The following is a 24661-nucleotide window of genomic DNA, read 5'->3' as shown; positions in this document are numbered from 1 at the left end:
GAGCCATGAGCAGCTCCGTCGCCCTCACCGAATCCTTCGACGTGATCGTGGTCGGCGGCGGCCATGCCGGTTGTGAGGCGGCAGTCACCGCCTCCAGGCTAGGCCTGAACACTGCCCTGTTCAGCCTCAATCTCGATCGCATCGCATGGCAGCCCTGCAACCCGGCCGTCGGTGGTCCCGCCAAGAGCCAGCTCGTCCACGAAGTGGATGCCCTCGGTGGGGTGATCGGTCGCCTGGCCGATGCCACCGCCATCCAAAAGCGCATCCTCAACGCCAGCCGCGGCCCGGCGGTGTGGGCCCTGCGCGCCCAAACCGACAAGCGGCTCTATTCCCGCCAGATGCTGCAGCTGCTGCAGCACACCCCCAACCTCGCCCTGCGCGAAGCGATGGTGACCGGCCTGGAAACCACCGGGGAAGGCGATCAGCAACGCATCAGCGGCATCCGCACCTATTTCGGCAGCGTTTATGGCGCTGAAGCGGTGATCCTCACCGCCGGCACCTTCCTGGGGGGCCGCATCTGGGTGGGGCATCAATCGATGGCCGCCGGCCGCGCTGGTGAACAGGCCGCCGAAGGGCTCACCGAAGCGCTGCAGCGACTCGGCTTCCAGACCGACCGGCTTAAAACCGGCACCCCCGCCAGGGTGGACCGGCGCAGCATCGCCCTCGATCAACTGGAGGAGCAGCCCAGCGATGCAGCCGATCGCTTCTTCTCCTTCGACCCAGCCGCCTGGGTGAGCGGTGAGCAGATGAGCTGCCATATCACCCGCACCACCGCCGAAACCCATCAGCTGATTCGCGACAACCTGCACCTCACCGCCATCTACGGCGGTGTGATCGACAGCAAGGGCCCGCGTTACTGTCCATCAATCGAGGACAAGATCGTTCGCTTCGCGGACAAGGACAGCCACCAGATCTTCCTCGAGCCAGAGGGGCGCGACACGCCGGAGATCTATGTGCAGGGCTTCTCCACCGGCCTACCGGAACCTATCCAGCTGCAATTGCTGCGCAGCCTGCCGGGCCTGGAGCAGGCCGTGATGCTGCGCCCGGCCTATTCAGTGGATTACGACTACTTGCCCGCCACCCAACTCAAACCCTCCCTAGAAACCAAGCGGGTGCGCGGCCTATTCAGTGCCGGCCAGCTCAATGGCACCACGGGCTATGAGGAAGCTGCCGCCCAGGGCCTGGTGGCCGGCGTCAACGCGGCCCGGCTGATCGGTGGCCAGGAGCCGGTGCACTTCCCCCGTGAGGGCAGCTACACCGGCACGATGATCGACGATTTGGTGAGCAAAGACCTGCGCGAGCCCTACCGGGTGCTCACCAGCCGCAGCGAATACCGCCTGATCCTGCGGGGTGACAACGCCGACCGCCGTCTCACACCTTTGGGCCGCGAACTGGGCCTGATCGACGACCGCCGCTGGCAGCTGTTCAAAGACAAACTCCAGGCGATGGACGGCGAAAAGCAGCGGCTGGAAACCGTGCGGCTCAAGGTGAGCGATCCGGCGGCCCCAGCGGTGGAAGAGGAAACCGGTGCAGAGATCAAAGGCTCGATCACCCTGGCAGACCTGCTGCGCCGGCCCGGCATGCACGCCGCCGATCTGGTACGCCACGGTTTGGCCGACGCAGATTTGCCCCTGCCGGTGCGCGAAGGTGCTGAGATCGACATCAAATACAGCGGCTACCTGCAACGCCAGCAGCGGCAGATCGATCAGGTGAAACGCCAGAGCCAGCGCAAGCTTCCAGCCGATCTCAACTACGCCGGCATCGGCACCCTCTCCAACGAAGCACGCGAAAAGCTCACGGCCATTCAACCCAGCACCCTGGGGCAAGCCAGCCGTATCCCCGGCGTCAGCAAAGCCGACATCACCGCCCTGTTGATGTGGCTGGAACTGCAGCAACGGGAACGCCAAACCCTCGCCCCAACAGCAGAAGCTCGATAGCGTTGGAGTCCTGAAACTTTTGGCCGTGTCAGCCTGGGTTCCTGCCTCACGTGCCTACTGGAACCTGCGGGCCGAGCAGGTGATGGACAACGTGTTCGAGCGTGAGACGGCAACTGCCCCAAGCCAGCCGCACCTGATGCCGATGGATGTGGCAGTACACGAACCAACAACCGAACCAAGCGAGCGCCGCTCCCCCTCCACTTGGCTGCTGCCGCTGATCAGTGGCATCGCCGTGACCGGGGTGATAGGCAGCGCCTGGCTAGTGAGCAGCCTGCAGCGCTCCCGCTTGGAGCTGGAACGGCAGCAAAGCGCCGCCCTGATCGAGCAGCTGCGCGAGCAAGTGGCTGCTCAAGAGAGCCGCGCAGAAGAGACAGCAACGCGCGAGGAGGCATCCGTGGCGCTCCAAAGCCTCGAACCGCTGACCGTGCCGATTCAACAGCCCTTGACGGTTGAGCCCCTGAGCAGCCATCAGGCATTGGCGCCGATGGGGCCCATCCCCCAACTGACCGGTGTGGTGAAAGGCCCTGGTGGCAGCAGTTCCGCCATTTTTCAACTGGGGCAGGGATCGGTGTCCGCCGGCATCGGTGAAGCGATCGGCAGCAGCGGTTGGGTACTCACCGACGTTACCGACCGAGGTGCTTTGATCAGCCGCACCGGCCAACGCCAAACTCTCTCGGTGGGAGGACTGTTCTGAACCCCGCCCCCCGTCTTCACCCATCACCGCACCAGCTCTGGCAAGCCCCCACCAATGCCGTGCTCTCAGCGGACGGGCCACGTCAACTGCCCGGCCCCTGGCGGCTGATGCTGCTAGGTGATGGTAGCCCGACCCGCCACCTGCGCTTGCTCACCGGTTCGCCCGTTGCCGTGGATCTGATCGCCATGGAGGCCGACCAGGCCGACCACCCCGGGGCACCTAAAGAGGTGAATGAATTGATGGCACCGCTGCTGCGGCGACAGGTGTGGCTGACCTGCGGCGGCACCCCGCTGGCCTGGGCCGAGAGCTGGTGGAACCAAGCCGAAGCGGATTGGCACCTGCGGGACCGCAACCAGCCGATTTGGAAAAGCCTCACCGAAGGGCGTTCCGAGCTGTTCCGCGAGGTGGACGGCTTGGCACTGGTGGAGGGGGATTGGCTGGACCAGACCTTTGGCCATCGCGGCCCCTACTGGAGCCGTCATTACCGCTTCTTCCGCCAGGGCAAGGCCCTCACCGTGATTCGCGAAGTGTTCAGCCCGCAACTCGAAACCTGGCTCGGACCAACGCTGCGCCAGGAGTTTCAACAAAATTCATGAAAAACCCTGCGGGTTTGTTGGGATTTGCTCTTGACAACTTGCCATCGCTTGTGCTCTCAGGAAGATATGGGCACTTCGGTTCACCGTGTCATGGCTGCCACCACCTCCTGGCTCAGCCTCACCGACCTCGGTCGGATCTACGGCATTTCGGCGATTCACTGCGGCAAGACCCTCGAGCATCAAGGCTGGCGTGACCGTCGCGGTCGCCCCACCCAAAGCGCCCTCGACGCCAATGCCGCCATGCAGACAGGCCCCCATGGCCAGGGACGCACCGTGCTCTGGAACCGCTCGGTTTGCAGTCAGCTGCTAGAGCACAAGGGCTATGAGCCCATGAGCCGCAGCCTGCAGGTGGAGCAGTGGACCCAACTGCTGGAGGCCCTCCAGGTGGGATCGCCATCGATCACTGCCACCGCAGACCAGATGGCGGAAGAGATGCCCGGAGAGCTGCTCGAGGATGTGAACCACCAGCTGGAAGCACGGGGCTGCCGCTACAGGGTCAGCCCACGCTCATTGCACCCCAGCCGTTAGTCGGCCCGGCGACGGCTGGAGCGCGGCAAGGCCCTACGAGATCCAGAGGAATTGGGAGTGGCTTCGGGCTCCGGACGTTTTGCCGGCTGGGCTGAGCGCGACCAGCGCTGCAGCCGGAAGCTGTCGTCTTCCGGCCACTCCCCCTGGTCTGCGTTGCACTCCTGAGCCACAGGCGGCGTTGAAGTTGGCGCTGGAGCTTGAGCTGTTGTTCCTCGGCGGCTCCGTCGTGAGATCGCATCGAGGGGTCGCCGGGCTGAACGCATCGAACGCGCAGGCTCCGGGCGGCCACGGCCAGCTTCTTGCCAAGGCTCCTGCCAATCGTCGTCCTCCTCCAGAAGCCACTCGACTTTCTCGCCAACCCAGCGGCCAACTGAATCAAGATCCAAACCGGAGCGCCGCCCTCCGAGCCGTTGTCCTGGTCGACGGCCGGACACCCCATCCACGAACTGACGTCCGGTTTCCAAGAACTGGTCGAGACGGCGATCCCGTTGATCACGGAACCGATCCAACCGATCAAAACGCTCCTCCATCCCCCGACGTTACCGACGGCGGCGGCGCAACCACTGTTCCCGCCGCAATCCCAGCAACACAATCACCACACCGCCGCACTCCAATGACAACCAGAACACCTCCATCTAACCCTCCGCCTCCATGTAACTGAGCACACAACTGGAATCCCAACGGCCATGAAAGTGCTCGACGCAACAGGCACGGCAAGCGGCATTGCGCGTGCGTCTCCGGCAGGGGGTGCGCCGGCCGCAACGGGGACAGACCGCCAACCAGCGGGGCGGCCGGGGCGGCACTGGATAGCTGTGGCGGATGCTCACCTGAAACCGGCTCTGAGCCGCATTGATAGCGGCCATCCGGGCACGGAAAAGCGGGCCGTGGCTTTCGCTACGACGCTGCACCAGATCAACCCAGGCGTGGATCATCTCGTGGCAGAGCGTGCTTTCTGTGGCGCTCTGCGGAAGCGGCTCGAGCACCGGCCGCGACAGCACGATTTCACTACCGCGACCTTCACCCACCCCAGGTCCACGACGATAAAAACCGGCAGTACGGCTCATCCGCCCATCGCTCCAGCGCACCGCCGTTAACGGCTGGCCCCCATCCACCAGCGCACCGCCAAAGTGTTCCAGATTGAGGCGGTGAAACAACGGCAGCAGGGGCTGCAAAGGCACAGAACGGGGGGAGGAGATCCGAATCAGCGCCATCTTGCCGTGGTCAGTCAGACTCGGCCCTGCTTTGAAAGCTGGTGATGGAACTGGGACTAGTGCGTGAAATCGGCAGCAAATCTCTGCTGGCCGGGGGTTTCACCCTGCTGGGGTACTGGATCTACAACGCCGTGAAATTGGTGCTTGACGCCCGCGGCATCAACCCCCTGATCAAGCAGTTCTTCACCCAGGTGGCAGCCGGCCGCATCGATGCCGCCTACCTGCTCACCACCAAGGTCTACCGCCAGCACGTGAGCCGCCAGCAGTTCATCCGCTTCCTGGCCGACCTCAAGCTGAACAAGTTCCGTAATCTCAAGTCCGGCCGCCCCCGCATGCAGGAGGGCAATTTGATCCTCACCGTGAAATTGAAGTCCGAAGGCGACGAGGAGCTTCCCCTCGACTTCACGTTCACCAAGATGGACGACAACTGGCGCATTGCCCGCATCAACCGGGTCAATGTCTAATCCGCGCGAGCGGGCCGCGGAACTGCGGCAACTGCTCAACCGTGCCGGCCACGCCTATTACGTTCTCGATGCGCCAGTGATGGTGGACGCGGTCTACGACCGCCTCTATCGCGAGCTGCTCGAGCTGGAACAGAACCACCCAGGCCTGCAACGGTCCGATAGCCCCACCCAGCGGGTGGGCGGAGCTCCGGCTGAAGGATTCACCAGCGTTGAGCACCGTGTGGGCATGCTCAGCCTCGACAACGCCTTCAACCGCGACGACCTGCAGGCCTGGCACGAGCGGCTGCTCAAGGTGCTGGACCGTCCCAACGACACCTGCCTGCCCCTGGTGGGAGAACTGAAAATTGACGGCAACGCCCTCGCTCTGAGCTACCGCAACGGGGTATTGGAGCGGGCCGCCACCCGGGGCGATGGAAGCCGAGGTGAGGAGATCACCGCCAACGTGCGCACGATCAGCTCCATTCCGCTGCGCCTGCAGGTGGAGAACTCACCGGAATGGGTGGAAGTGCGCGGAGAAGCCTTCATCCCTGATGCCACCTTCGCGGCGATCAATGCCGAACGGGAACAACGGGGCGAAGCGCTGTTTGCCAATCCCCGCAACGCCTGCGCCGGAACCCTGCGTCAACTGGATCCAAAGGTGGTGGCCGCCCGCCGGCTCGACTTCTTCGCTTACACCCTCCACCTGCCGGGGGATGCCCAACCCCCGGGCCAATGGGCGGCTCTGGAGTGGCTGAACACAGCCGGTTTCCGCGTCAACCCGAACCGGGCGCTCTGTGCCGACCTCACCGCCATCAATCGCTTCTGCAACCACTGGGAGCAGGGTCGCCATGACCTCCCCTATGCCACCGACGGCGTGGTGGTGAAACTGGACGACCTCCAGCTACAGGACGAAGCCGGCTTCACCCAGAAGGCCCCGCGCTGGGCCATCGCCCTCAAATACCCCGCCGAAGAAGCCCCCACCCGCCTCTTGCGCGTTGGCGCTCAGGTGGGCCGCACCGGTGCGATCACCCCCGTCGCCGAATTCGAAGCCGTGGCCCTGGCCGGCACCAGCGTCAGCCGCGCCACCCTCCACAACGCCGACCGGATCGCTGAACTGGATCTGCATCTGGGCGACACCATCGTGGTGCGCAAAGCCGGGGAGATCATTCCTGAAGTGGTGCGGGTGCTGCCGGAACTCAGGCCCAGCGACGCCACCCCAGTGCAACTGCCGCAGCACTGCCCCGAATGTGGCTCCAACCTGGTGCGGGAGGGCGATGAAGCCGCCACCCGCTGCGTGAACAGCAGCTGCCCGGCGATCCTGCGGGGTGGCCTGCGGCACTGGGTAAGCAAAGGCGCCCTGGATGTGGATGGCCTCGGCAGCAAGTTGATCGAACAACTGGTGGACCGCGGTCTGGTTCGCTCGCTGGCCGATCTCTACCGCCTGGATGCGGCCCTGCTGTCCAGCCTGGATCGGATGGGTGACAAATCGGCCACAAATCTGGTGGAGGCCCTGGAGGCCTCCAAACAGCAGCCCTGGCACCGCCAGCTCTACGGCCTCGGCATCCGCCACATCGGCGAGGTCAATGCCAAAGCGCTCGCGGCCGCTTTCTTCAGCATCGACAGCCTCGCGGCAGCAGCGCTGGAGGCTCCGGAGCAGATCGCCGAACTGCATGGTATGGGCCCGGAAATCAGCGCCAGCCTTGGCCAATGGCTGCGCACCCCCGCCAACCAACAGCTGCTGCAGGACTTGCGCAGCGTCGGCCTTTCCCTGGAAGCGAGTGCCTCCGAGCAGGAGGCCGCAAGCCAAGCCGGAGCTGACGCCGACGGCGTGCTGCAAGGCAAGACCTTGGTGCTCACGGGCACGCTCCCCAACCTCAGCCGCAGCGGGGCCAAAGCGCTGATCGAGTCGGCGGGCGGCAAGGTGAGCGGCAGCGTTAGCAAGAAGACCGACTACCTGGTGGCCGGCGAAGCTGCCGGCAGCAAACTGACAAAAGCCGAGAGCCTCGGGGTGACGGTGCTCAGCGAAGCCGACCTCACAACCATGCTGCAGCCATGAACCAATCCCCCCCTGCCCTGCACCGCTGGATCAAGACCGACTGCGGACGGGCCAAGTTGGCTGAGCTGCAGCAGCGCACCGGCCCGATTGCTCGAGCACGCTTGGCCTGGTTCATCCTGATCGCTGCCCTGCGGGACTGGCGTCTGCCCAATCCCGATCAGAGCGACGTCTCCACATCCTGAAGGGCCCGCCGGGCTGCCCGGCTCACCAGCCAGACCACCGCCAGCGTGGCGAGCACGCCAAGCACCCGCAGCGCCCAGGTGCCGGCATCGGCCTCACCCCCCAGCACCTCACCGAAACGGGCCACATCGCCGGCCAGCGCCCCCAACCCGCAAAACAACACCGTGCCGGGGAGGATGCCGATCAAGCCGATGCTGTAGTCCCGCAGGCTCACCTCACTGAGGCCGTAGGCCAGGTTGAGCAGAGAAAAAGGAAAAGCGGGCGAGAGACGCGTCAGCAGAACCAACTTCAACCCCTCTTTGCTGACGGCCCGCTCCACCGCCTGCAGCTTGGGGAGCTGCTCCAACCGGCACCGGGCCCAATCACGCAGCACCGAACGCCCCAGAAGGAACACCACCACTGCCCCCAGGCAGGCCCCAACAAACACCAGGCCACTGCCGAGCCAGGTGCCATAAAGCACCCCGGCCAACATTGAGGCCCACACCCCCGGCAGCAGCAGCGTCACCCAGAGGGCGTAGAGCGGCATGAACAGCAACGCCCCAGCGGGGGAGCGCAGCAGCTCCGACACATCAGGCAGCCAATGCTGAACCAAGGAGATCAAGCGGAATCACCCACGCATGGCGCGAAGCATTGCACTTAACTGGATGCCGAGGTGTAGGAGCGCAGGGCAAAAAGCCAAAAGGTCCGTGCCGCCGCAAAAAACAGCACTGCCAACCCCGAACCTGCGAGCAACATTGGTGCCGCGGCTTCACCGAGCAACACCTGTGCGGGAACCGTGGTGAGAAAGGCCACAGGCAGCACCAGGGTAAACAGCAGGCGCAGGGCGGGCGGATAGGCGTTGAGGGGATAGCGGCCGGAGGCCAGCAGGGCCCGCAACACCTCGGTGGCATTCCAGGTTTTGACGAACCAGATGCTGGTAGCGGCGATCAGAAACCAGAGCGAATAGAGGATCAAGCCACCGGCCAACAGCATCACCAGCACGGTGAGCAGTGAGGACAAGGTGAGCACCACACCGGCCTGATGGCTGCCCCAGGCCAAGAGCCCCAGCCCCAGGCCGATCTCCGGCAGCCCCGCCGGCGAGAGCGTGCGCAGCGACAACCAGAACTGGCTGTCGATCGGTTTGAGCAGCACGAAATCCAGGGTGCCCTCGCGCACATGGGTAACGATCGCCCCGAGGTTCGGGCGCAACCAGGTGGTGGCCATGCCGTCGAACACCGTGTAGAGCCCCTGCACCATCAGGGCCTGGGCCCAGATCCAACCCCCCAACGTCTGATCGGGGCCATAAAACAGCGAAAGCAGGAACAGGCTGCCGCTGAGGCTCATCGCCACCGCCAGCAGCTCAATCAGCACGTTGGCCTGATATTCCAGCTGCACCGCCACGGCCGTGCCCCAGAAGCGACGCAGGGTTCGCCAGTACCGACCCATCAGGCCCCCATGGCGCTGTAGCGCCGCACGCCGGCCCGCCAGAGCAGCAGCACCAGCGGCAACAGCAGGACGATCCAAGCCAGTTGCGCCCCGAAGCCCGCCCAAAGATCCACCGGCTGGCCCGCCAGCACCCGGGCCGGAAAGTCGATCAGATATGGGAAAGGCGTCCATTGGGCTACAGCCCGCACCGCCGGCGGGAACGCCGTGAGCGGCGCCAGTAAGCCTGAAAGGAACAGGAATGGAATGAACTGGAGCCGCTCCAAGGCACTGGCCTTCTCACTCCAGAAGCAGAGGGCCGCAATCAGGCTCTGGAACAGGAAGGCGATGGCAAAGGCCAGCCAGGTGGCCAGCCAGGCCAGCAGAAAGCCCCCCAACGACGGCACCCAGAAGGCCTGGGGTTGCACCGCAAAGAACACAGCTGCCATCAGGGCTGCGAATGGCAGACGGGTGAGCTGCTCACCGAGGTGGGCCGCCATATATCGCCAAAGCGGATGAAGCGGTTGCAGCAGGTAGGGCGAGAGCCGGCCTAGAAGAGCGTCTTCCTCGAAGGCATAGACCACCCACACCACCGAGAACTGGCGCACCAGAAAAGCGCTGAGGAAATAGCGATCCAGCGCCACACCATCCAGCCCCAACCCCGATCGCGCGTCACTGCCGCTCCAGACGCTGAGCATGATGAAGGGCAGCACCCCAGAGAGGGCCCAAAGGGCAATCTCGGCGCGGTACTCGAGCATGTGGGCGTACTGGGAGCCAAGAAGCACCCGGATGATCCGCCGGTTCAACCCGAAGATCCGCATCAGACGCGCCCCTGCCGGAACAGCCCACCGATTAGTTCTTCGATCGGTGGATCGGTCACATCTAGATCGCGCACAGGCAAGCGATCCAGCAGCTGCGCCACCACGGCGGTGAGCTGGTCGCGGGGCACTAGCAGCCGCACATCACAACCCTTCAACTGCTCCAGACGCCCTAACCCAGCCAAGGCATCCGCTTCCACCGGGGATTCCAACTCCAACCGCACCTCCCGCTCCGGCGCCAATTGATCAGCCAGCGCCTCAAGGGGACCGTCGTGGAATAACCGCCCCTGGTGAATCAGCAGCACTCGGGGACACAGCGCCGTGATGTCAGCCATGTAGTGGCTGGTGAGCAACACCGTTGCCCCCGTGCGGCGGTTGTATTCCGCCAGGAACTGCCGCACCCGGGCCTGGGCATTCACATCCAGCCCCAGGGTCGGTTCATCGAGGAACAACACCTCTGGCTCGTGCAGCAGCGCCGCCAAGAGTTCGGCCTTCATCCGCTGACCCAGGGAAAGCTTGCGCACCGGCCGGGTGAGTTCCTCCCCAAGCTCCAGCAGATCGGCCAGCTCGTTGATCCGCCGTTGGGCCACACCATCCGGGATGCCATACACGGCAGCATTCACCCGCAGCGAATCCATCGGCGGCAGGTCCCAGAGCAGCTGCTGCTTCTGCCCCATTACCAGGGTGATCCGGCGCAGGAAATCCGCCTGACGGCGCTGGGGCCGGTGCCCCGCTACTTGCACCTCCCCGGTGCTGGGGTGGATCAAGCCGCAAAGCATCTTCAAGGTGGTGGTTTTGCCGGCTCCGTTGGCACCGAGAAAGCCCACCATCTCGCCGGGCTCGATCCGAAAGGAGACGTCCTGCACAGCCGTCACATCCCGCGTGCGACGGCGGACGAAATGGCGCAGGGTGCCGGCCAACCCGGGCTGCTTCTCGGCAACCCGGTAGATCTTGCTCAGCCCCTCAACCTGAATCACCGAATCAGCTCAGATCCGCCAAGCGCTTACGCGCCAGATCGGCCTGGGCCTGCTTCTCATCGAGGTTGGCCTGGCATTCCGCCACAACCTCCGGCGGGGCCTTGTCGGCGAAGTTGGGATTCCCCAGCCGGCCCGCCAGGCCCTTGATCTCCTTCTCGGCCTTAGCGATGTCTTTCTCCAGGCGCCCCTTAAGAGCTTCGAGATCGACCAGGCCTTCGATCGGCAGCAACACCTGCAGCTCACCGCTCACACCCGCCAGTGCCTTGGCCACTGGAGCCGCATCGGCCTCCGCCGGCGCCATCACCGCCACCGACTCCGCCCGCGTCAACGCCGTGATGTCAGCCATGCCGTTGCTCAGCACCGCCGCCAGCTCGCCACGGCCGGTAACGAAACGCACCGGCACTGATTGGGAGGGCTTGAGACCCGCCACCGCGCGCAGGTTGCGCACCACACGGATGGCACCAATCAGCTCAGCGAAAGAGGCTTCCAAGGCATCATCCAGAGCGCTTTCATCCATCGCCGGCCAGGGCTGCAACGCCAGGAAGGTGGTCTCCGGCTCGCCGGTGACGCTGTGCCAGAGCTCTTCGGTGAGGTGGGGCATCAGCGGATGCAGCATTAGGTGCATCTGGCTGATCACCTTGGCAAGCACCTGCTTGGCCACCCGCTGATCAGTAAGGGCCTCGGCTGAGGGGTTCTCACCGGGATTGAGCCGGCGCTTGCTCAGTTCCAGATACCAATCGCAGACGTCGTTCCAGGCGAACTCGTAAAGCCCCTTGGCCGCTTCACCCAGGCCATAGCTGCTGTAGCGCTCGGCCGTCTCCCGGTTCACCCGGGCCAGGCGGGAGAGGATCCAATGGTCCGCCAACTGCAGGGCTGCGGGGTCGGGGGCGCCGAGTTGGGCCGGCGTTTCACCGCCCAGGTTCATCAGCGCGAAGCGGGTGGCGTTCCAGAGCTTGTTGGCGAAGTTTCGCGAGGCCTCCACCGTGGCGGAGGTGTCCTTCTTGCGGTCGTAGTCCAGACGGATGTCCTGCCCCGCACCGGCCACCTCCCGCACCAAGGCGAAGCGCAAGGCATCGGTGCCGTAGCGCTCGATCAACAGCAGCGGATCGATGCCGTTGCCGGCGCTCTTGCTCATCTTGCGGTTCTGCTCATCCCGCACCAGACCGTGGATGTAGACGTCCTGGAAAGGCATCTCGCCGGTGAAGGCGCCGGCCATCATCGTCATCCGGGCCACCCAGAAAAAGATGATGTCGAAGCCCGTTACCAGGGTGCTGGTGGGGTACCAGCGCTGCAGGTCCGCGCTATCGGCATCAGGCCAACCCAAGGTGGAGAAGGGCCACAAGCCACTGGAGAACCAGGTGTCGAGCACGTCTTCGTCCTGCTCGATCTCCGCCGCCACGCCATACTCCGCCTTTGCCTTCTCCAGGGCTTCGGCTTCGTTGCGGGCCACCACGTAGGGCGTGGTGTCGGTGTACTTGCCGCCGGTCTCGCTGATCACGAACCAGGCGGGGATGCGATGGCCCCACCAGAGCTGACGGCTGATGCACCAGTCGCGGATGTCGGTGAGCCAGTCGCGATAAACCTTCTCCCAGCGCTCGGGTATGAAGCGTGGGTCCTGCTCCTCGAGGGCCTCACGGCAGCGAGCCGCCAGGGGCTCGGTTTTGACAAACCACTGGGTGGAGAGCAGCGGCTCCACCGGCACCTTGCCGCGATCGGAATAGGGAACGCTGTGGCGGTAGTCCTCCACCTTCACCAGCAGCCCCAGCTCCTCCAGGCCAGCCACCACAGCCTTGCGGGCCTCGAAGCGATCCAACCCCTCGAACTGGCCGGCCTCCTTGTTCATCGTGCCGTTCTTGCGCATCACCGTGATCTGGGGCAGACCGTGGCGCTGGCCGATGGCGAAATCGTTGGGGTCGTGGGCCGGCGTCACCTTGACGCAGCCGGTGCCGAACTCCTTCTCCACGTGGTCGTCAGCCACGATCGGAATCTCCCGCCCCACGAACGGCAGCGTCAGGGTCTGGCCCACCAGGTGGGCGTAGCGCTCATCGGTGGGGTTCACCGCCACCCCCGTGTCGCCCAGCATCGTTTCGGGCCGGGTGGTGGCCACCTCCAGGTGGCCGTCGCCGCTGCTGAGCGGATAGCGGAAATGCCAGAGGTGGCCGTCCACCTCCTTCATCTCCACCTCCAGATCGCTCACCGCCGAACCGGAGGCGGGGCACCAGTTCACCAGGTACTCACCGCGGTAAATCAGCCCCTGCTCGTGCAAGCGCACAAAGGCCTCCTTCACCGCCTCACTCAGGCCCTCATCAAGGGTGAAGCGCTGGCGCTTCCAATCAACGGAATACCCCAACCGCCGAAGCTGGCCCACGATGCGGCCACCGCTTTCGGCCTTCCACTGCCAGGCCCGCTCGAGGAATGCCTCACGGCCAAGACCATAGCGGGTCTTGCCCTCCTGCTTGAGCTGCTTCTCGAGGATCGTCTGCACCGCGATCGAGGCGTGGTCGGTACCGGGCAGGCAGAGCACGTTCTTCCCCGCCAGGCGCTGATAGCGCACGATCGTGTCGATCAGGGCCGTGTTGAAGGCATGGCCCATGTGCAAGCTGCCGGTGACGTTCGGCGGCGGGATCACCACGGAGAACGGTTCACCGGGGGCCTTCGGGTCGGGATGAAACGCTCCCCGGTCTTCCCAGGCCTGCTGCCAGCGGGCCTCCGTGCCAACCGGGTCATAGGTCTTGGCCAGTTCGGGCACGGAAAGCTCAGCGGTTCAGCCGGCCATGCTCGCAAAGCCCTGCCCGCAATGGCCAACGTCCCTTCCATCGACCTATCAAAGCGATGGCATAGCCGCGATCTGCGACAAGCCATCTGGACGGCGTTCGACAAGAACGGCATCGGCATTCCCTTCCCGCAGCGCCAGGTGTATCCGATGGAATGCCCCCCTTCCAAGGAGCAAACCCACCGGCTCGGCAGCCCCACCCATCAGCTCCAGGCCGAAGTAGACATCGATCCAGTGAACGACTCAGCGGGCGAGACGCCGTAGGTAGTCCTCCTGGCGTCCGGCATTGATCCAACCAGTGGCGATCAACTTGCTAGCGCTCTCATTGATCCGTCCGCGGTGGATGTGGGACGGACCAGCGGGAAAGATCACCAACTTGCCCCGCTCCGCCGGTTCGTGATGGTCCTGCCAGTGGAACTCAGTGCCGGCCTCATCAACATCGTTGCAATAAAGAATCCAAGCCAGCACCCGGTGCACGGGTTCGGTGGCCTCATCACTGATGGTCCAATCGCAGTGCCAACGCTTGAACCCTTCCCCCGGGGCGTAGTGCTGGAGGTTGAAGATCGGATTCACATAAAGGCTCTGCTGCGGGCAGCACTGCCGGAACAGCGGCCGCTCCTTGAGATAGCGCTCCAAGCCGGCCATGACCCCACGCAGAATCAGTTGCGAGAGGGCGAAGGATTCGGGTTCTGAGCGATCAATCGCCACCAGGCTGATGTCGGTGCTCTGCTTCGCCGGTTCCCCCTCACCCTCGGGCCCGAAGGCCACGCCAGGCCGCTGCAAATCGCCCCGGCGGTCGAAGAATTCACACACCGCATCCGCTACCGAGACGTAACCGGGATTGCTGTAGCGCCCGATCAGGTTCATGCCGCAGCCTCCAAACGAGGAATCGCCACCACAGCATCGAGCTGCTGCCAACGCGCTTGGTCAGCCACCACATGGCCCTGCAACTGCACTTGCTCAATCACCGTGGCAGCACGCTCCAGATCAAGGGGAACACCCGGGCCCATCGGCAGCACCAGCACCTGCTGCTCAGCCGGATCGGCCATCACCTGAAGATCGAGGGCCTCCAGCTCCCGCTCAAAGAACACCCGCCGCATCCGGGTGGTGAGGCTTGGTCCAAGCGCCTCGACGAAACGGGCCATGCCGGCTTCATCCCCGGAGCTGCCGCAATTCAGCGACAACCAAATCAGCAGCTTCACCCAACTTTCTGCCGTCCACAGGGGTTGGAAGCTCTCTCGGTGTTGCCGCACCAGCTCAGCAATTGAAAAATCAAACAGCGTGGCCTGCAGGCCAGTGGCATCAGCGGAATCCATGCTGTTCATCCTCTCCTGCGAAAGGTCAAACTGGGGTGACTGGCTATTCGCACCATGGCGCTGGACCTAAACGATCCCGAACTCGAGTTCTCAGATCTGGTCTACGCCTATCAGAGCTGGGTGATGGCGGTGATCAATGACGAAAAGCTGGACAGCGACGACAAGCTGCTCACCGATGACATCGCCGAAGACGCACTGAACTCCATGCGGTTTCTCCCCGGTGAGGTGACCAGCGCCATCGAAACCAGCCTGGCCCGCGTCTACGACGTGGACGCCGACGAACTGGCCGAGCTGCTCTTCCCAGAGGACTGAGCCCAGGCGCACGGGCCGCCATGCCGGAGACCCCCTATCTGCTCGGAACGCACACCGAGGAGCTTGAACGCCTGCGCTTTCAGCACACCCTCTGGCGCCCGATTGCACAAGCCGCCTGGCAGCGCGCCGGGCTTCAAAAGGGTCAGTCCGTCCTCGACCTAGGGGCGGGGCCAGGTTTCGCTGCAGCAGATTTGGCCGACGTTGTGGGTGCCCAAGGTCGCGTCCTGGGGTTGGAGCGCAGTGAGGATTAAGTGGCGTCGGGTCGCCGCATGGCAGAGCTGGCCGGCTTGCATCAACTGGAGCTCCGCCAACAAGATTTACTCAGCGATCCCTGGCCGGAGGAATCCTTCGATCTGATCTGGTTCCGCTGGGTGGCCATGTTCTTGCCCCAATTGGAGCCCATCCTTACTGGTGTGTCCCAATGCATCGCACCGGGCGGCCGTTGGCTCCTCCATGAATACGTTCACTGGGACACCTTCGGGCTGCATCCCCACGGGCAGGCGATTCAGCGGATTGGCAAGGCCTGTTAAACAAGTTTTCGTCAGGACGGGGGCGATCCCGACGTGAACCGGAAACTACCCGGTTTGCTGCACCAGGGCGGATGGCAGATCGAGCACTTGAAGCCAATCCCCGTGTTGGGTGATGCCACCTCCATGGCCGGGCAATGGATGGAGCGGTTTGTTCTGGTGTTCGGCCAGCAACTCCAACAGCTCGGCCACTGGAATGCGGACGAAAGCACTGGAGGCTCAGGACGAAATCGCCCGTACCCATGCTGATCCTGGTTGCTACTGGGTTGGACCAACCGTGCTGGAGGTCCTGGCACGACGCCCCTGAAAGCAAACTCGGCACAATGGCGCCACTCTTCCTTGATCCATGGGTTGGTCCGCGGCTGACATCCCGAACCAGCAAGGGCGCATTGCCCTGATCACTGGGGCCAACAGCGGTTTGGGCCTTGAAACCGCGCGCGCCTTGAAACGCTGCGGGGCCACTGTGGTGCTGGCGTGCCGCAGCCCCCGCAAAGCCGAGACGGCCAAACAAGACTTGCTTCAAGACCGGAACGGAGGAGCGGTGGATCTGGTGGACCTGGATCTGGCGGACCTGACCAGCGTGCAAAGGGCGGCGGCCACCGTGGGCGAGCGCTACGGCTGCCTTGATCTGCTGATCAACAACGCAGGTGTGATGGCACCGCCGCGTCGCATCACCGCCCAGGGGCATGAACTGCAGTTCGGGGTAAATCACCTGGGGCACATGGCCCTGACCCAGGCCCTGCTGCCGCTGCTGCAGAACCGGCCCGATCCCCGCGTGGTGACGGTGACCTCCGGGGCGCAGTACTTCGGCAAGATCCGCTGGGATGACCCCAGTTGGAGCAAGGGTTACGACCGCTATGGGGCCTATGGCCAAAGCAAACTTGCCAACGTGATGTTTGCCCTCGAGCTGGATGCACGCCTGCGCGAGCAGGACAGCCCCATCCGCTCCTTGGCGGCCCATCCCGGCGTCGCGCGCACGGAACTCCAACCCACCGCGATCGCCAGCGTCGGCAACCGCTTCGAGGCCCTGGCCTACCGGCTGATGGATCCCCTTTTTCAGAGCGCCTGCATGGGTGCACTGCCGCAACTGCATGCCGCCACCGCGGCAACGGCGCAGGGTGGCGAGCACTACGGCCCTGAGCAGTTCGGCGGATTGCGGGGTGCACCGACGCTCTGCCGAGTTGCCCCAGGAGCAAGCCAATCCGCCGAACGACGGCGACTCTGGAGCTTGAGCGAGCAGCTAATCGGTGGCTGAATCCAGCGCTGTGATGTTGAGTAGGCGCTGGTTGGTCGCTCTTTAAAGCCATGGCCACTCGCCGCCCTTCCAGCCAGATCAATGCCCGCCAGAAGGTTTTGCTGGCGAGCCTGCAGGCCTGTGGTGATGAGATGAGCGGTCAGCAACTGCACCGCAGCCTGGAGCCCGACCAAGCCATGGGCCTGGCCACGGTGTACCGCAATCTGCGTCAGCTGCAGCAACGTGGGCTGGTGCGCTGCCGCCACCTACCCAATGGAGAAGCTCTCTACGCGCCGCTGGAGCGGGATCGCCACCACCTCACCTGCGTCGATTGCGGCAAGACACAAGCGCTCGACCACTGCCCAATTCACGACCTGGAGGTGCCCAAAGACGGGCGCAAAGGCTTCGATCTCCTGTTTCACACGCTTGAATTCTTCGGTCTCTGCAGCGACTGCCGCGAGCGGCAGCAAAATCCGTCATGACCCTGGCCGCTACCTACTACGGAGCCAATGGCTGGTTGCTCGAATTCGATGATCTCCGCGTTCTGGTAGATCCCTGGCTGCGCGGCAGCCTGAGTTTCCCCCCGGGAGAATGGCTTCTCAAAGGGGAGCTTCCCTGCGAGCGCAAGGTACCCGAGAAGCTGAACCTGCTACTGCTCACCCAAGGACTCGCGGACCACGCCCATCCGGAAACCTTGGCGTTGCTGCCCAAGGATCTGCCCGTCATTGGATCGGTGACCGCAACACGGGTGGTGGAACGCCTGGGCTTCACCAGCGTGCAAGCCCTCTCCCCCGGAGAAAGCACCACCCACCAGGGCTTGCAGGTGCAGGCCAGCGCCGGTGCACCGGTGCCGATGGTGGAAAACGGTTATCTGCTCGAGCATCCGGCCGGATCGCTCTACCTGGAACCCCATGGTTTTCTCGATCCAGCCCTGGAGCCGCAACCGCTGGATGCCGTGATCACGCCGATGGTGGACCTGGGGTTGCCCGCGCTTGGGGCGTTTGTTAAGGGCTGCTCCGTAGTGCCGCAACTGGTGGAACGCTTCCGACCCACCACGGTGCTCGCCAGCACCTCCGGCGGCGATGTGCGCTTTGGCGGCGCCCTGAGTCGGGCCCTGCAAATGAAAGGATCTGTGGCCAGCACTGGAGCCCAGCTGCCGGCCAGCAGCCGCTGGACCGATCCAACACCGGGGGAACGTCTGCTGCTGAAAAACTGATTTTCGGATTAAGCTTTATAACAACAGCTTGAGTTCGATGAAATCTCCCCAAGCCAACGATTCTTGGTTCCAGGGTGTCGCCGCCCGCGACATCCATATGGAGCAGCTCAAAAAGGCTGAACGCTTCAACGGCCGTGCCGCCATGCTCGGCATCGTGATCGGAATCATCACCGAAGGGCTCACCGGTGCAGGCATCGTTCACCAGATCGGCTTAGGTCCCCTGGTGGATGGCTATGCCGCCTGCCGCACCCAATTCCTGCCCTTCTGCTTCTGATTCGGGATGGGGATCACCCCCCGATGACGAGAATGGTGCGATTCACGTTCGAATCGAATGGCTGCTGACAAGGAACTGCTAAAGGAAGTGGCCCTAGAGCTGTGGAACACCACCAAGAAGCTCCGTCCCGGCCTGCCGAAAGCGCCTCGTGCCCAACTGGTCTTGAAAGCTCTGCTCACCATCGGTGACATGAGCGATCAGCTGGAAGCCGCCATGGTGCTTGGGGTGATTGAAGCGCAGGAACCCGACGATGAGCCCCTGCAGGGAGAAGCGGCCGGCGAAGATAAGACGGTGTCTGAAGAGGATGCCAAAACTGAGCGTGAAACTCCCCGGGTGGTTCGCAAACGCTCTAGCAGCCGCTGACCAAGGCCTCCTGGTGACAAGCCACCCGTCCCGCTCCGCCCTTGGGGGATGGGTCAAGCTTGTTGAGACGTCTAAGCGGGACGGGTTAGCGCTGCAAAGCAAGCACCGCCGCAGCGGAAGCAAGGGACACGATTCCAGTCATCCATACGTTGCTTTGGCGTTCCAACAACCATGCAGCGTTTCTAGAGAACGACAAGCTGCCTGTCGCTAGCAACGCAGTAAGCCCCACAAGCAGAACCACAGAAACCACAAGCGCCAAGAACAACTGCATCACCAAATGCCTTTGAGGCCTGCCTTCCAATGATGATGTGGTGGCCAGCCGAGCAACGTCTCAACATCCGCATCACAGCCTGAACCTTGACTCTGTTGATCGTCACCGCCGGTTTCATCAGTCTGCTCTGGCTAACGCAGAGCCTGATCCGACGCGGCATGGATGACGGCGGCAACGGCTGAGTAAGGCTTCACCCCACTATTGGCAAGGGTGTTGTCAGTGATGTCTTGGCTCCCTTGAGCCCTGATCTGCTTCCTCTTTCAAAAAACGACGATGTTGGGCCGATGCATAGCCGCTGAGGTCAATTCGACTGGCATTAATGCCAGCCTTTCGCCACTCCCTTGGGGGAGTGCTGGATCTTCGGTTCATGGAATCGAGTTATCGGATCTCGCGCAGTGGGCCTTCAATCAGGCTCTTTGGCGTAGTTCTACCTTTGCACACCTCCCTGCCCTGCACACCACAGCGTTTCAAAAGTCGTCTCGAACCTCACTTCAAACCGTGTTTGGGATGAGTAATTCCAGCTACGGCGAGCCATACGCATCGGATCGATACTCCACCCAATGGCGAACGGCTTGTGACCCCTGAGGAGCAGTATGTGAAATGCATGGACGCTGCCTACGCCGCTGTTGACAGGGAGACCTGCCTCAAAATGATGCGAAAGGCGGAAGGCGTCTTGCGTGGCGAGTTCGGCTCCCAGCCAGCAACCGATGGCTCTGGCGAGCAAGCGTTAGCAAGCTGATGCATCAATCTCGGGACAACCCAGAGCAGTACTGGATTTTGAGATGGGCGACACTGGGATCGAATCAGTGACAATCTCCTTGCAAGGGAGACCATCAAGCTGAAAGCCGAAATCGATAAAACCTTCAAATCACTGGCCAGACCGTTGAGCACGACTGGTTTCTAAGCCCGAGACAGTGGGCTGGGGCAGGGGCGTTAACTGACCTGACTCCGTGTTCGCTCGGGAGGCTCCCAAGAGTTGTCAAAACCGCATAAGGCTCAGAGGTAAAGCTTGTGGAGCTGGTTGATTCATTTGGCACAACAGAGGCAGAAGAACGCCTGTAAGATTGTTACGTTTCTTAACGATGCTATGAACAGCAAGTTCGGCTTCTCGTCTTTCGCTGAAACCTGGAATGGCCGCCTGGCAATGATGGGTTTCATCATTGGTCTTGGCACTGAGCTACTCACCGGTCAAGGGATCCTTTCTCAAATCGGGATGGGGTGATGCCCAAAAAGGAAATTGATATTTGGGTACCCGAAACACATCTTGGGTACTTCAATCTCTTTTACTTCGGAATGCTTGTGGCAGCGATTTGCGTCGGCGGGAACACAGCACTTAGCTCCCTTTGGCCAACCATGGTTATTGGGCAATGATCCGAGAGCTGACACCTGTTTTCTGCTCAAGGTGTCGACTAGTCGTCACTAGACATCACAACAATGCCGCTGCTCATTTGAAACTGCTCCTGGCAACATCTAAAGCACGTGCATCCGACCTACATTCCATACTTTGTTTGGAAGTTTCAGTCGCATGGGCCTTCCATCCAATGGTTTCTCCAATGACCATTGGGCGCTGAGTGTCAGCGTTACCATCCCGCGCCGACACAGCAAGCAACGGCCTGACTCCTCTTTTGAAGGGGAGGAGTCAGATCAGCGTTGCATGAACAGTTGCAGGCAACGAGTCCACGACATTGATGTGACTCATTAAGTCGCTGCAAACGCCTCATATTGTCAGCACTTAATACTGTGGCAGAGCAATAATTAGTCTGGAGCATCCACAACCTCCAGCCAATGGTTTAACTACAGCCATTGGGCGCTGAGTTGCACTGACTTCTCTGCCAATGAGCATCGACGGGGAAGTCAGTTCAGCGTTGATCAACTTCCCAGGAATCTTTATCACCAGTGTTGAATTCAAAAGCACTTCAACGTCTTGTGATATTGAATTACAAGAATATCGATAATGAAGAGCTGGTTGGCCTAGCTCTGGAATTAGTAGAGGAATCGAACGGCGGGATTCAAGTACGAGTACATAGGCATTCAAATATAGTTAGCTGTGTATCGGTGGTCTCCTTGAAAGAATGCAGAGTGGATGACTTGCAAGGATGTGACTGCTGCGAATAATTAGCAGCAACTACAACTAGAGCAACATTGCTCATCACCGGCATGACCATCAGCACATGGCTGAGAGCAGTAAATCTTGCCTTCTTTCTCGATAGCTTTTTCCGGATTGACGCAGCAGCCACAGGGTTCACATGCGCATGGGTGGTTTGTGGTTTGCATGGCGTTGACAAAGTATTCGCACCTTTATAGATCAAAAAATCAATCGACACATCCCTCAAACATTTTCATAGCATCTTGTTTCTTCAATTAAAGAAGAACCAAAGTATTCACATAGCTCATATCTCTACGCCGTCACCACGATGTTCAAAGTCTACCCAATGAATACAATCAACGGGACAGGTATCAATCGCCTCCTGTATTCGATCTATTGTATCGCCATCTTGTCGAACAGCACGGCAACGACCTGTTTCTGGGACCATGACAAAAGTATTAGACGCCACATGTGCACAGTAACGACAACCAATGCAATCAGACTCATCAACCCAAACTGCTTTTTCACGCAATGCTCCACCCAAAGATGGCTCTAGCCCAGTGCGACCATGGCAATTACCTGATTTAGCCGAGAAAGCTGCCTTAACTGATTTTTCCGAAATGTACATAATTCTGGATTAACCCAATATCTCACTCAAATCGTGAACATCTGGCGGAAGACTAAAAGAACCAAGGAAACACTTCCAACGCCTAAAACAAACAAGAAAACAAGCCAAAGTTTAAAAAGACGACCCTCAGGCTTTTCATAGATCAGACGGGATACCGTCATTGGCCGACTGATTTTATTGAAGGCATCTACAGAGATCATTAATCCATCACGAATCAGTCGATCACGCCAACTTTCTCCATAGCGAGGAAATCGCTGATAGATAGGCATCTCTCCTTGAGAGCGTCCTGGCAAAATACGGTTTACTTGATCGGGGATTCCATCAATTCCAAATCTCTCAAAATACTCAGAAGATTCCAAGATGTCATCAACAAAAGCCGCAAATCCCTGTTCAGCAATAACAATGGACCAAGATTTCACTTCATCTTGTCCGTAGACAGGACGACCAAGGACACGGCCTACGACCTGCTCAACTACTCGATCGTTCCCATTGCATTCGACATAGCCCCTATAAAAACGATCCGAAAGTAGTAGTCCTCTTATAAAATCTCTTACGGTGATAGAACCTGACCTAAGCTGGGATTCTAAAAATCGATCACGATCACAACTCATTGCATGAAAATATATCTGCCGATAACACCTTTCAATTATTTCTGACGACAAATCTGGCGCTCGATCCCAACAGGGTTGACGAGAAGCTGATATTGAGTCAACTCGAGAGTTTTGACTTGATGGCTTGAATGGCAAGCGAGCCCTGGCAGAAAGGGAGGCCAATTAATCTGAAGTGATATTGCATTATTAAAGACATCAAAAAATCAATGGCAAAAACAATGAATACCTCTAACGAAGATAATCAAGACACACAGCGATCACAAAAGGCAAATCATAAAGACAATTTGATACCACATAAGGTAATTTTTAAAGGTCCAATGTGGCAACGCTCCTTAATGATGGGCTTGATCATCACGGCAAATGAGCCATGGCGTTGAGCGAATTCGAAATTGCTATGGGTGGGCTTACTTCAATCCCAGTTGTAGGTGGACTAATCTTTCTAGGGTATAAGTCTTTAGGCGAAGGTTCCTTAGATACAAGCAAACTTAAACCCAAAAAAACGACAGCAGTCGCAAAGGGAACACCTACAGCTGACAAGAAAGACCCTGGAGCAAAAACCCAAAAGATAGAGAAAAATATTAATACGACTAGCACTAACAAAAAAAAAGCTTCTGCGTGAGAACAGCCAAAGCCGGCTAAGGAGAAAACTTCAATATCAAGCAAAAATTAGCCTGAAGACAAATCAAAAGTGATGCGGCCGAATCAAACAACCAAACTCGAAAAGCAAGAGTGATCAATAAAGCAAAACAGGAAAACATGTAGACAATATGTCTGATCAAGCTAAGTCTTCTTTGCGTAATATGAGTAGCGATTCAGGCTGCCAGTAGAAGCATAAAATATACGATCTGCATGTAACAAGAAAAGCATTCAGGCGCCGTTATTACGCCCGATGAGATCGATATTGACCTAGTAAAAGCAGCATCGCGGACATGAATTGCTATCAAATTATTTCATGAGGAAACCGGAGCCAACGAAGATATGATTTTAAACTAATGGACATTCTCAATGTTCTTGTTGGGGTTACCGCGATCATCTGGATTGCCGCTGGAATCAAAACACACAGCGATTGGATTCAATCGATCTTTGTCAATGAGAGCAAAAAAATCCGGCAACAAACAGAAATAATTAGTGAGTTTGGCTACGGCGCACTCAACACACGCAACACACTTGAGGTCAAGAAAGGACTGGTCTTTGCCTATTGGGACAAGCCCCTTGGAAAACAAAAAAACGAGGGAACTCCTGAAAAAATGCAAAGTCCAATCATTTTTCAGCTGGTATCACTAAACCTGATTACTTGCACATCAATTGCGTTACTAATAGTTCTGAGCAGAGGTCTTTTCTCAATACTAGGTCTGATTTAATCTCACCTAAACTTTGATTGAAGTCTTAGACTTAGCAATAGTTCTAACACTCGATGACCACAGGTCAAAGCGAATAATGATGTCTCACTTTGTCTAGGGCATTAGTGCCAGACATTCCACAACATATTTGGCGTGCATTTGGATGAAGCTATTACCTCATCTGTACTGCACTTAGCTCATGGCTAGAGAGACAATTCTTTTGGAAGTTCTATTACAGCACTTCCATCCAATGGAGTGATGACCATTGAGCGCTGTTCAGAGACTGACTCCTCTTCTGAACGGGGGAAGTCAGTTAAGCGTTACTGGCGCCTGAACATCGAAAAGTGATATTTGCCTGTGCGATCTGCTCGTGCGGTGTTCATTATGTAATTCAAGCCAGATCCTGATCCATGGTTCCTTTCGTGCTGCCAATCATTGGCCTAGTACTGGTGACATATCACATCATCTACGGGACTACTCCTCAGAGCCAAAGCGAAGGTACGCATTAATAGGCATCTTTGGAAAAATTGATAAGACTCATTTGATAACTGCCTCTACATCATCGAATTAGCACTCAACCTACAACACAGGTAATAATATTTATGGAAGTTCTGCCGTTAGGGCTTTCCATCCAATGGCCTATCCACAGTCATTGGGGCGCTGGAGAGTAACTGGCTTCTCTTCTTCAGTGGGAAGCCAGTTCAGCGTTGTCTGATTATTGACTCCACCACATCGAAACATAGGCAACGATCATTTGGCTACTGCCATTGCCTCATCACGACGTCACAGTATCCATCCACAAAGCCATGCTTGTTGCGGAGCCTCGGAACCTCCATCCAATGGAGTGATGACCATTGGGCGCTGTAAAC

31 protein-coding genes and 1 pseudogene are annotated in these 24661 nt (G+C 59.9%); 20 read left to right on the top strand and 12 right to left on the bottom strand.

Going from position 1 to position 24661, the window contains the following annotated elements:
* The first annotated feature begins 5 nt into the window (after positions 1–5).
* The 4 genes from mnmG (at position 6) to FZX09_RS05365 (ending at position 3755) form a co-directional block, all read left to right on the top strand.
* Complete coding sequence (mnmG, locus tag FZX09_RS05380; RefSeq protein ID WP_226400822.1) at positions 6–1937, top strand: tRNA uridine-5-carboxymethylaminomethyl(34) synthesis enzyme MnmG; 1932 nt, start codon at positions 6–8, stop codon at positions 1935–1937.
* A gap of 25 nt (positions 1938–1962) precedes the next feature.
* Positions 1963–2631 (top strand): pilus assembly protein PilZ, encoded by a 669-nt coding sequence (locus FZX09_RS05375; protein WP_226400820.1) that lies wholly within the window; start codon positions 1963–1965, stop codon positions 2629–2631.
* On the top strand, positions 2628–3227 hold the full coding sequence (locus FZX09_RS05370) for a chorismate lyase (protein WP_226401112.1): 600 nt from the start codon (positions 2628–2630) through the stop codon (positions 3225–3227). Before FZX09_RS05375 ends, FZX09_RS05370 begins: the two co-directional genes overlap by 4 nt.
* A 90-nt stretch (positions 3228–3317) precedes the next feature.
* Positions 3318–3755, top strand: coding sequence for a hypothetical protein (locus tag FZX09_RS05365; RefSeq protein ID WP_226400818.1), 438 nt, complete (start codon positions 3318–3320; stop codon positions 3753–3755).
* On the opposite strand, the gene FZX09_RS05360 is transcribed toward FZX09_RS05365, so the two are convergent.
* Both FZX09_RS05360 and FZX09_RS05355 read right to left on the bottom strand, forming a co-directional pair.
* Positions 3752–4285: a hypothetical protein gene (locus FZX09_RS05360; RefSeq protein ID WP_226400816.1), complete on the bottom strand. Its 534-nt coding sequence runs from the start codon at positions 4283–4285 to the stop codon at positions 3752–3754. The two genes, FZX09_RS05365 and FZX09_RS05360, sit on opposite strands and share 4 nt — an antisense overlap.
* Before the next feature lie 105 nt (positions 4286–4390).
* Positions 4391–4966: a SprT family zinc-dependent metalloprotease gene (locus tag FZX09_RS05355; RefSeq protein ID WP_226400814.1), complete on the bottom strand. Its 576-nt coding sequence runs from the start codon at positions 4964–4966 to the stop codon at positions 4391–4393.
* 44 nt (positions 4967–5010) lie between these two features.
* Between FZX09_RS05355 and FZX09_RS05350 the strand changes: the two genes are divergently transcribed.
* From FZX09_RS05350 to FZX09_RS05340, 3 genes are read left to right on the top strand one after another with little or no spacing between them, the layout of a single operon-like run.
* Entirely contained in the window at positions 5011–5430 is a 420-nt protein-coding gene (locus FZX09_RS05350) for a hypothetical protein (protein WP_226400812.1), read from the top strand.
* Positions 5423–7465 (top strand): NAD-dependent DNA ligase LigA, encoded by a 2043-nt coding sequence (gene ligA, locus FZX09_RS05345; protein ID WP_226400810.1) that lies wholly within the window; start codon positions 5423–5425, stop codon positions 7463–7465. The genes FZX09_RS05350 and ligA overlap by 8 nt, the downstream gene beginning before the upstream one ends.
* Complete coding sequence (locus tag FZX09_RS05340; RefSeq protein WP_226400808.1) at positions 7462–7647, top strand: hypothetical protein; 186 nt, start codon at positions 7462–7464, stop codon at positions 7645–7647. The genes ligA and FZX09_RS05340 overlap by 4 nt, the downstream gene beginning before the upstream one ends.
* Here FZX09_RS05340 and FZX09_RS05335 read toward each other — a convergent pair.
* From FZX09_RS05335 to FZX09_RS05315, 5 genes are read right to left on the bottom strand one after another with little or no spacing between them, the layout of a single operon-like run.
* Complete coding sequence (locus tag FZX09_RS05335) at positions 7623–8246, bottom strand: TVP38/TMEM64 family protein (RefSeq protein ID WP_226400806.1); 624 nt, start codon at positions 8244–8246, stop codon at positions 7623–7625. The two genes, FZX09_RS05340 and FZX09_RS05335, sit on opposite strands and share 25 nt — an antisense overlap.
* 35 nt (positions 8247–8281) lie before the next feature.
* Complete coding sequence (locus FZX09_RS05330) at positions 8282–9070, bottom strand: ABC transporter permease (protein WP_226401110.1); 789 nt, start codon at positions 9068–9070, stop codon at positions 8282–8284.
* Complete coding sequence (locus FZX09_RS05325; protein WP_226400804.1) at positions 9070–9867, bottom strand: ABC-2 family transporter protein; 798 nt, start codon at positions 9865–9867, stop codon at positions 9070–9072. The genes FZX09_RS05330 and FZX09_RS05325 overlap by 1 nt, the downstream gene beginning before the upstream one ends.
* The gene (locus FZX09_RS05320) at positions 9867–10841 is read right to left on the bottom strand and encodes an ATP-binding cassette domain-containing protein (protein WP_226400802.1); all 975 of its coding nucleotides are present in this window, start codon (positions 10839–10841) and stop codon (positions 9867–9869) included. Before FZX09_RS05320 ends, FZX09_RS05325 begins: the two co-directional genes overlap by 1 nt.
* Before the next feature lie 4 nt (positions 10842–10845).
* Positions 10846–13590 (bottom strand): valine--tRNA ligase, encoded by a 2745-nt coding sequence (locus FZX09_RS05315; RefSeq protein WP_226400800.1) that lies wholly within the window; start codon positions 13588–13590, stop codon positions 10846–10848.
* A 96-nt stretch (positions 13591–13686) separates the two neighbouring features.
* Here FZX09_RS05315 and FZX09_RS05310 point away from each other — a divergent pair.
* Positions 13687–13878, top strand: a pseudogene (locus FZX09_RS05310) (mechanosensitive ion channel protein); the annotation flags it as partial.
* On the opposite strand, the gene FZX09_RS05305 reads toward FZX09_RS05310, so the two are convergent.
* The gene (locus FZX09_RS05305; RefSeq protein WP_226400791.1) at positions 13858–14481 is read right to left on the bottom strand and encodes a 2OG-Fe(II) oxygenase; all 624 of its coding nucleotides are present in this window, start codon (positions 14479–14481) and stop codon (positions 13858–13860) included. The pseudogene FZX09_RS05310 and the gene FZX09_RS05305 overlap by 21 nt on opposite strands.
* Positions 14478–14930 (bottom strand): protein phosphatase, encoded by a 453-nt coding sequence (locus FZX09_RS05300; protein WP_226400787.1) that lies wholly within the window; start codon positions 14928–14930, stop codon positions 14478–14480. The genes FZX09_RS05305 and FZX09_RS05300 overlap by 4 nt, the downstream gene beginning before the upstream one ends.
* Before the next feature lie 54 nt (positions 14931–14984).
* Here FZX09_RS05300 and FZX09_RS05295 point away from each other — a divergent pair, with 54 nt between their 5' ends.
* From FZX09_RS05295 to FZX09_RS05250, 10 genes are all read left to right on the top strand, one after another.
* Positions 14985–15242 carry a hypothetical protein gene (locus tag FZX09_RS05295; RefSeq protein WP_011365486.1) on the top strand — a complete coding sequence of 86 codons (258 nt, stop codon included), beginning with the start codon at positions 14985–14987 and terminating at the stop codon, positions 15240–15242.
* Between the two features lie 20 nt (positions 15243–15262).
* The gene (locus FZX09_RS05290) at positions 15263–15493 is read left to right on the top strand and encodes a class I SAM-dependent methyltransferase (protein ID WP_226400786.1); all 231 of its coding nucleotides are present in this window, start codon (positions 15263–15265) and stop codon (positions 15491–15493) included.
* An 18-nt stretch (positions 15494–15511) separates the two neighbouring features.
* A complete protein-coding gene (locus tag FZX09_RS05285) occupies positions 15512–15772 on the top strand; it encodes a class I SAM-dependent methyltransferase (RefSeq protein ID WP_226400785.1) in 261 nt (86 codons plus the stop codon).
* Between the two features lie 33 nt (positions 15773–15805).
* Positions 15806–16018: a hypothetical protein gene (locus FZX09_RS05280; protein ID WP_226400783.1), complete on the top strand. Its 213-nt coding sequence runs from the start codon at positions 15806–15808 to the stop codon at positions 16016–16018.
* 97 nt (positions 16019–16115) lie between these two features.
* Positions 16116–17024, top strand: a complete 909-nt coding sequence (locus tag FZX09_RS05275; protein WP_226400781.1) for an oxidoreductase — start codon at positions 16116–16118, stop codon at positions 17022–17024.
* Positions 17025–17074: 50 nt separating this feature from the next.
* A complete protein-coding gene (locus FZX09_RS05270; protein ID WP_226400779.1) occupies positions 17075–17485 on the top strand; it encodes a transcriptional repressor in 411 nt (136 codons plus the stop codon).
* A complete protein-coding gene (locus FZX09_RS05265; RefSeq protein ID WP_226400777.1) occupies positions 17482–18219 on the top strand; it encodes an MBL fold metallo-hydrolase in 738 nt (245 codons plus the stop codon). The genes FZX09_RS05270 and FZX09_RS05265 overlap by 4 nt, the downstream gene beginning before the upstream one ends.
* A 37-nt stretch (positions 18220–18256) precedes the next feature.
* The gene (locus FZX09_RS05260) at positions 18257–18493 is read left to right on the top strand and encodes a chlorophyll a/b-binding protein (RefSeq protein ID WP_186494091.1); all 237 of its coding nucleotides are present in this window, start codon (positions 18257–18259) and stop codon (positions 18491–18493) included.
* 57 nt (positions 18494–18550) lie between these two features.
* On the top strand, positions 18551–18856 hold the full coding sequence (locus FZX09_RS05255; protein ID WP_226400775.1) for a TIGR03894 family protein: 306 nt from the start codon (positions 18551–18553) through the stop codon (positions 18854–18856).
* A gap of 1358 nt (positions 18857–20214) precedes the next feature.
* A complete protein-coding gene (locus FZX09_RS05250) occupies positions 20215–20349 on the top strand; it encodes a high light inducible protein (RefSeq protein WP_226401108.1) in 135 nt (44 codons plus the stop codon).
* Between the two features lie 893 nt (positions 20350–21242).
* Here FZX09_RS05250 and FZX09_RS05245 read toward each other — a convergent pair.
* The 3 genes from FZX09_RS05245 to FZX09_RS05235 all read right to left on the bottom strand — a co-directional run bounded on the left by FZX09_RS05245 (position 21243) and on the right by FZX09_RS05235 (position 22452).
* Positions 21243–21401 (bottom strand): metallothionein, encoded by a 159-nt coding sequence (locus FZX09_RS05245; protein ID WP_071813076.1) that lies wholly within the window; start codon positions 21399–21401, stop codon positions 21243–21245.
* Between the two features lie 116 nt (positions 21402–21517).
* Positions 21518–21841, bottom strand: a complete 324-nt coding sequence (locus FZX09_RS05240) for a ferredoxin (RefSeq protein ID WP_226400773.1) — start codon at positions 21839–21841, stop codon at positions 21518–21520.
* A 26-nt stretch (positions 21842–21867) separates the two neighbouring features.
* Entirely contained in the window at positions 21868–22452 is a 585-nt protein-coding gene (locus tag FZX09_RS05235; protein WP_370624187.1) for a phycobilisome rod-core linker polypeptide, read from the bottom strand.
* 367 nt (positions 22453–22819) lie between these two features.
* Here FZX09_RS05235 and FZX09_RS05230 point away from each other — a divergent pair, with 367 nt between their 5' ends.
* Together FZX09_RS05230 and FZX09_RS05225 are read left to right on the top strand one after the other, a co-directional pair.
* Positions 22820–23071 (top strand): hypothetical protein, encoded by a 252-nt coding sequence (locus FZX09_RS05230; protein WP_226400769.1) that lies wholly within the window; start codon positions 22820–22822, stop codon positions 23069–23071.
* Between the two features lie 373 nt (positions 23072–23444).
* Positions 23445–23813, top strand: coding sequence for a hypothetical protein (locus FZX09_RS05225; protein ID WP_226400767.1), 369 nt, complete (start codon positions 23445–23447; stop codon positions 23811–23813).
* Positions 23814–24661: the final 848 nt, after the last annotated feature.

The sequence above is a fragment of the Synechococcus sp. MU1643 genome, from assembly GCF_020514095.1.
Taxonomy (GTDB): Bacteria; Cyanobacteriota; Cyanobacteriia; order PCC-6307; family Cyanobiaceae; genus Parasynechococcus.
This window is presented reverse-complemented; position numbering and strand designations above follow the sequence as displayed.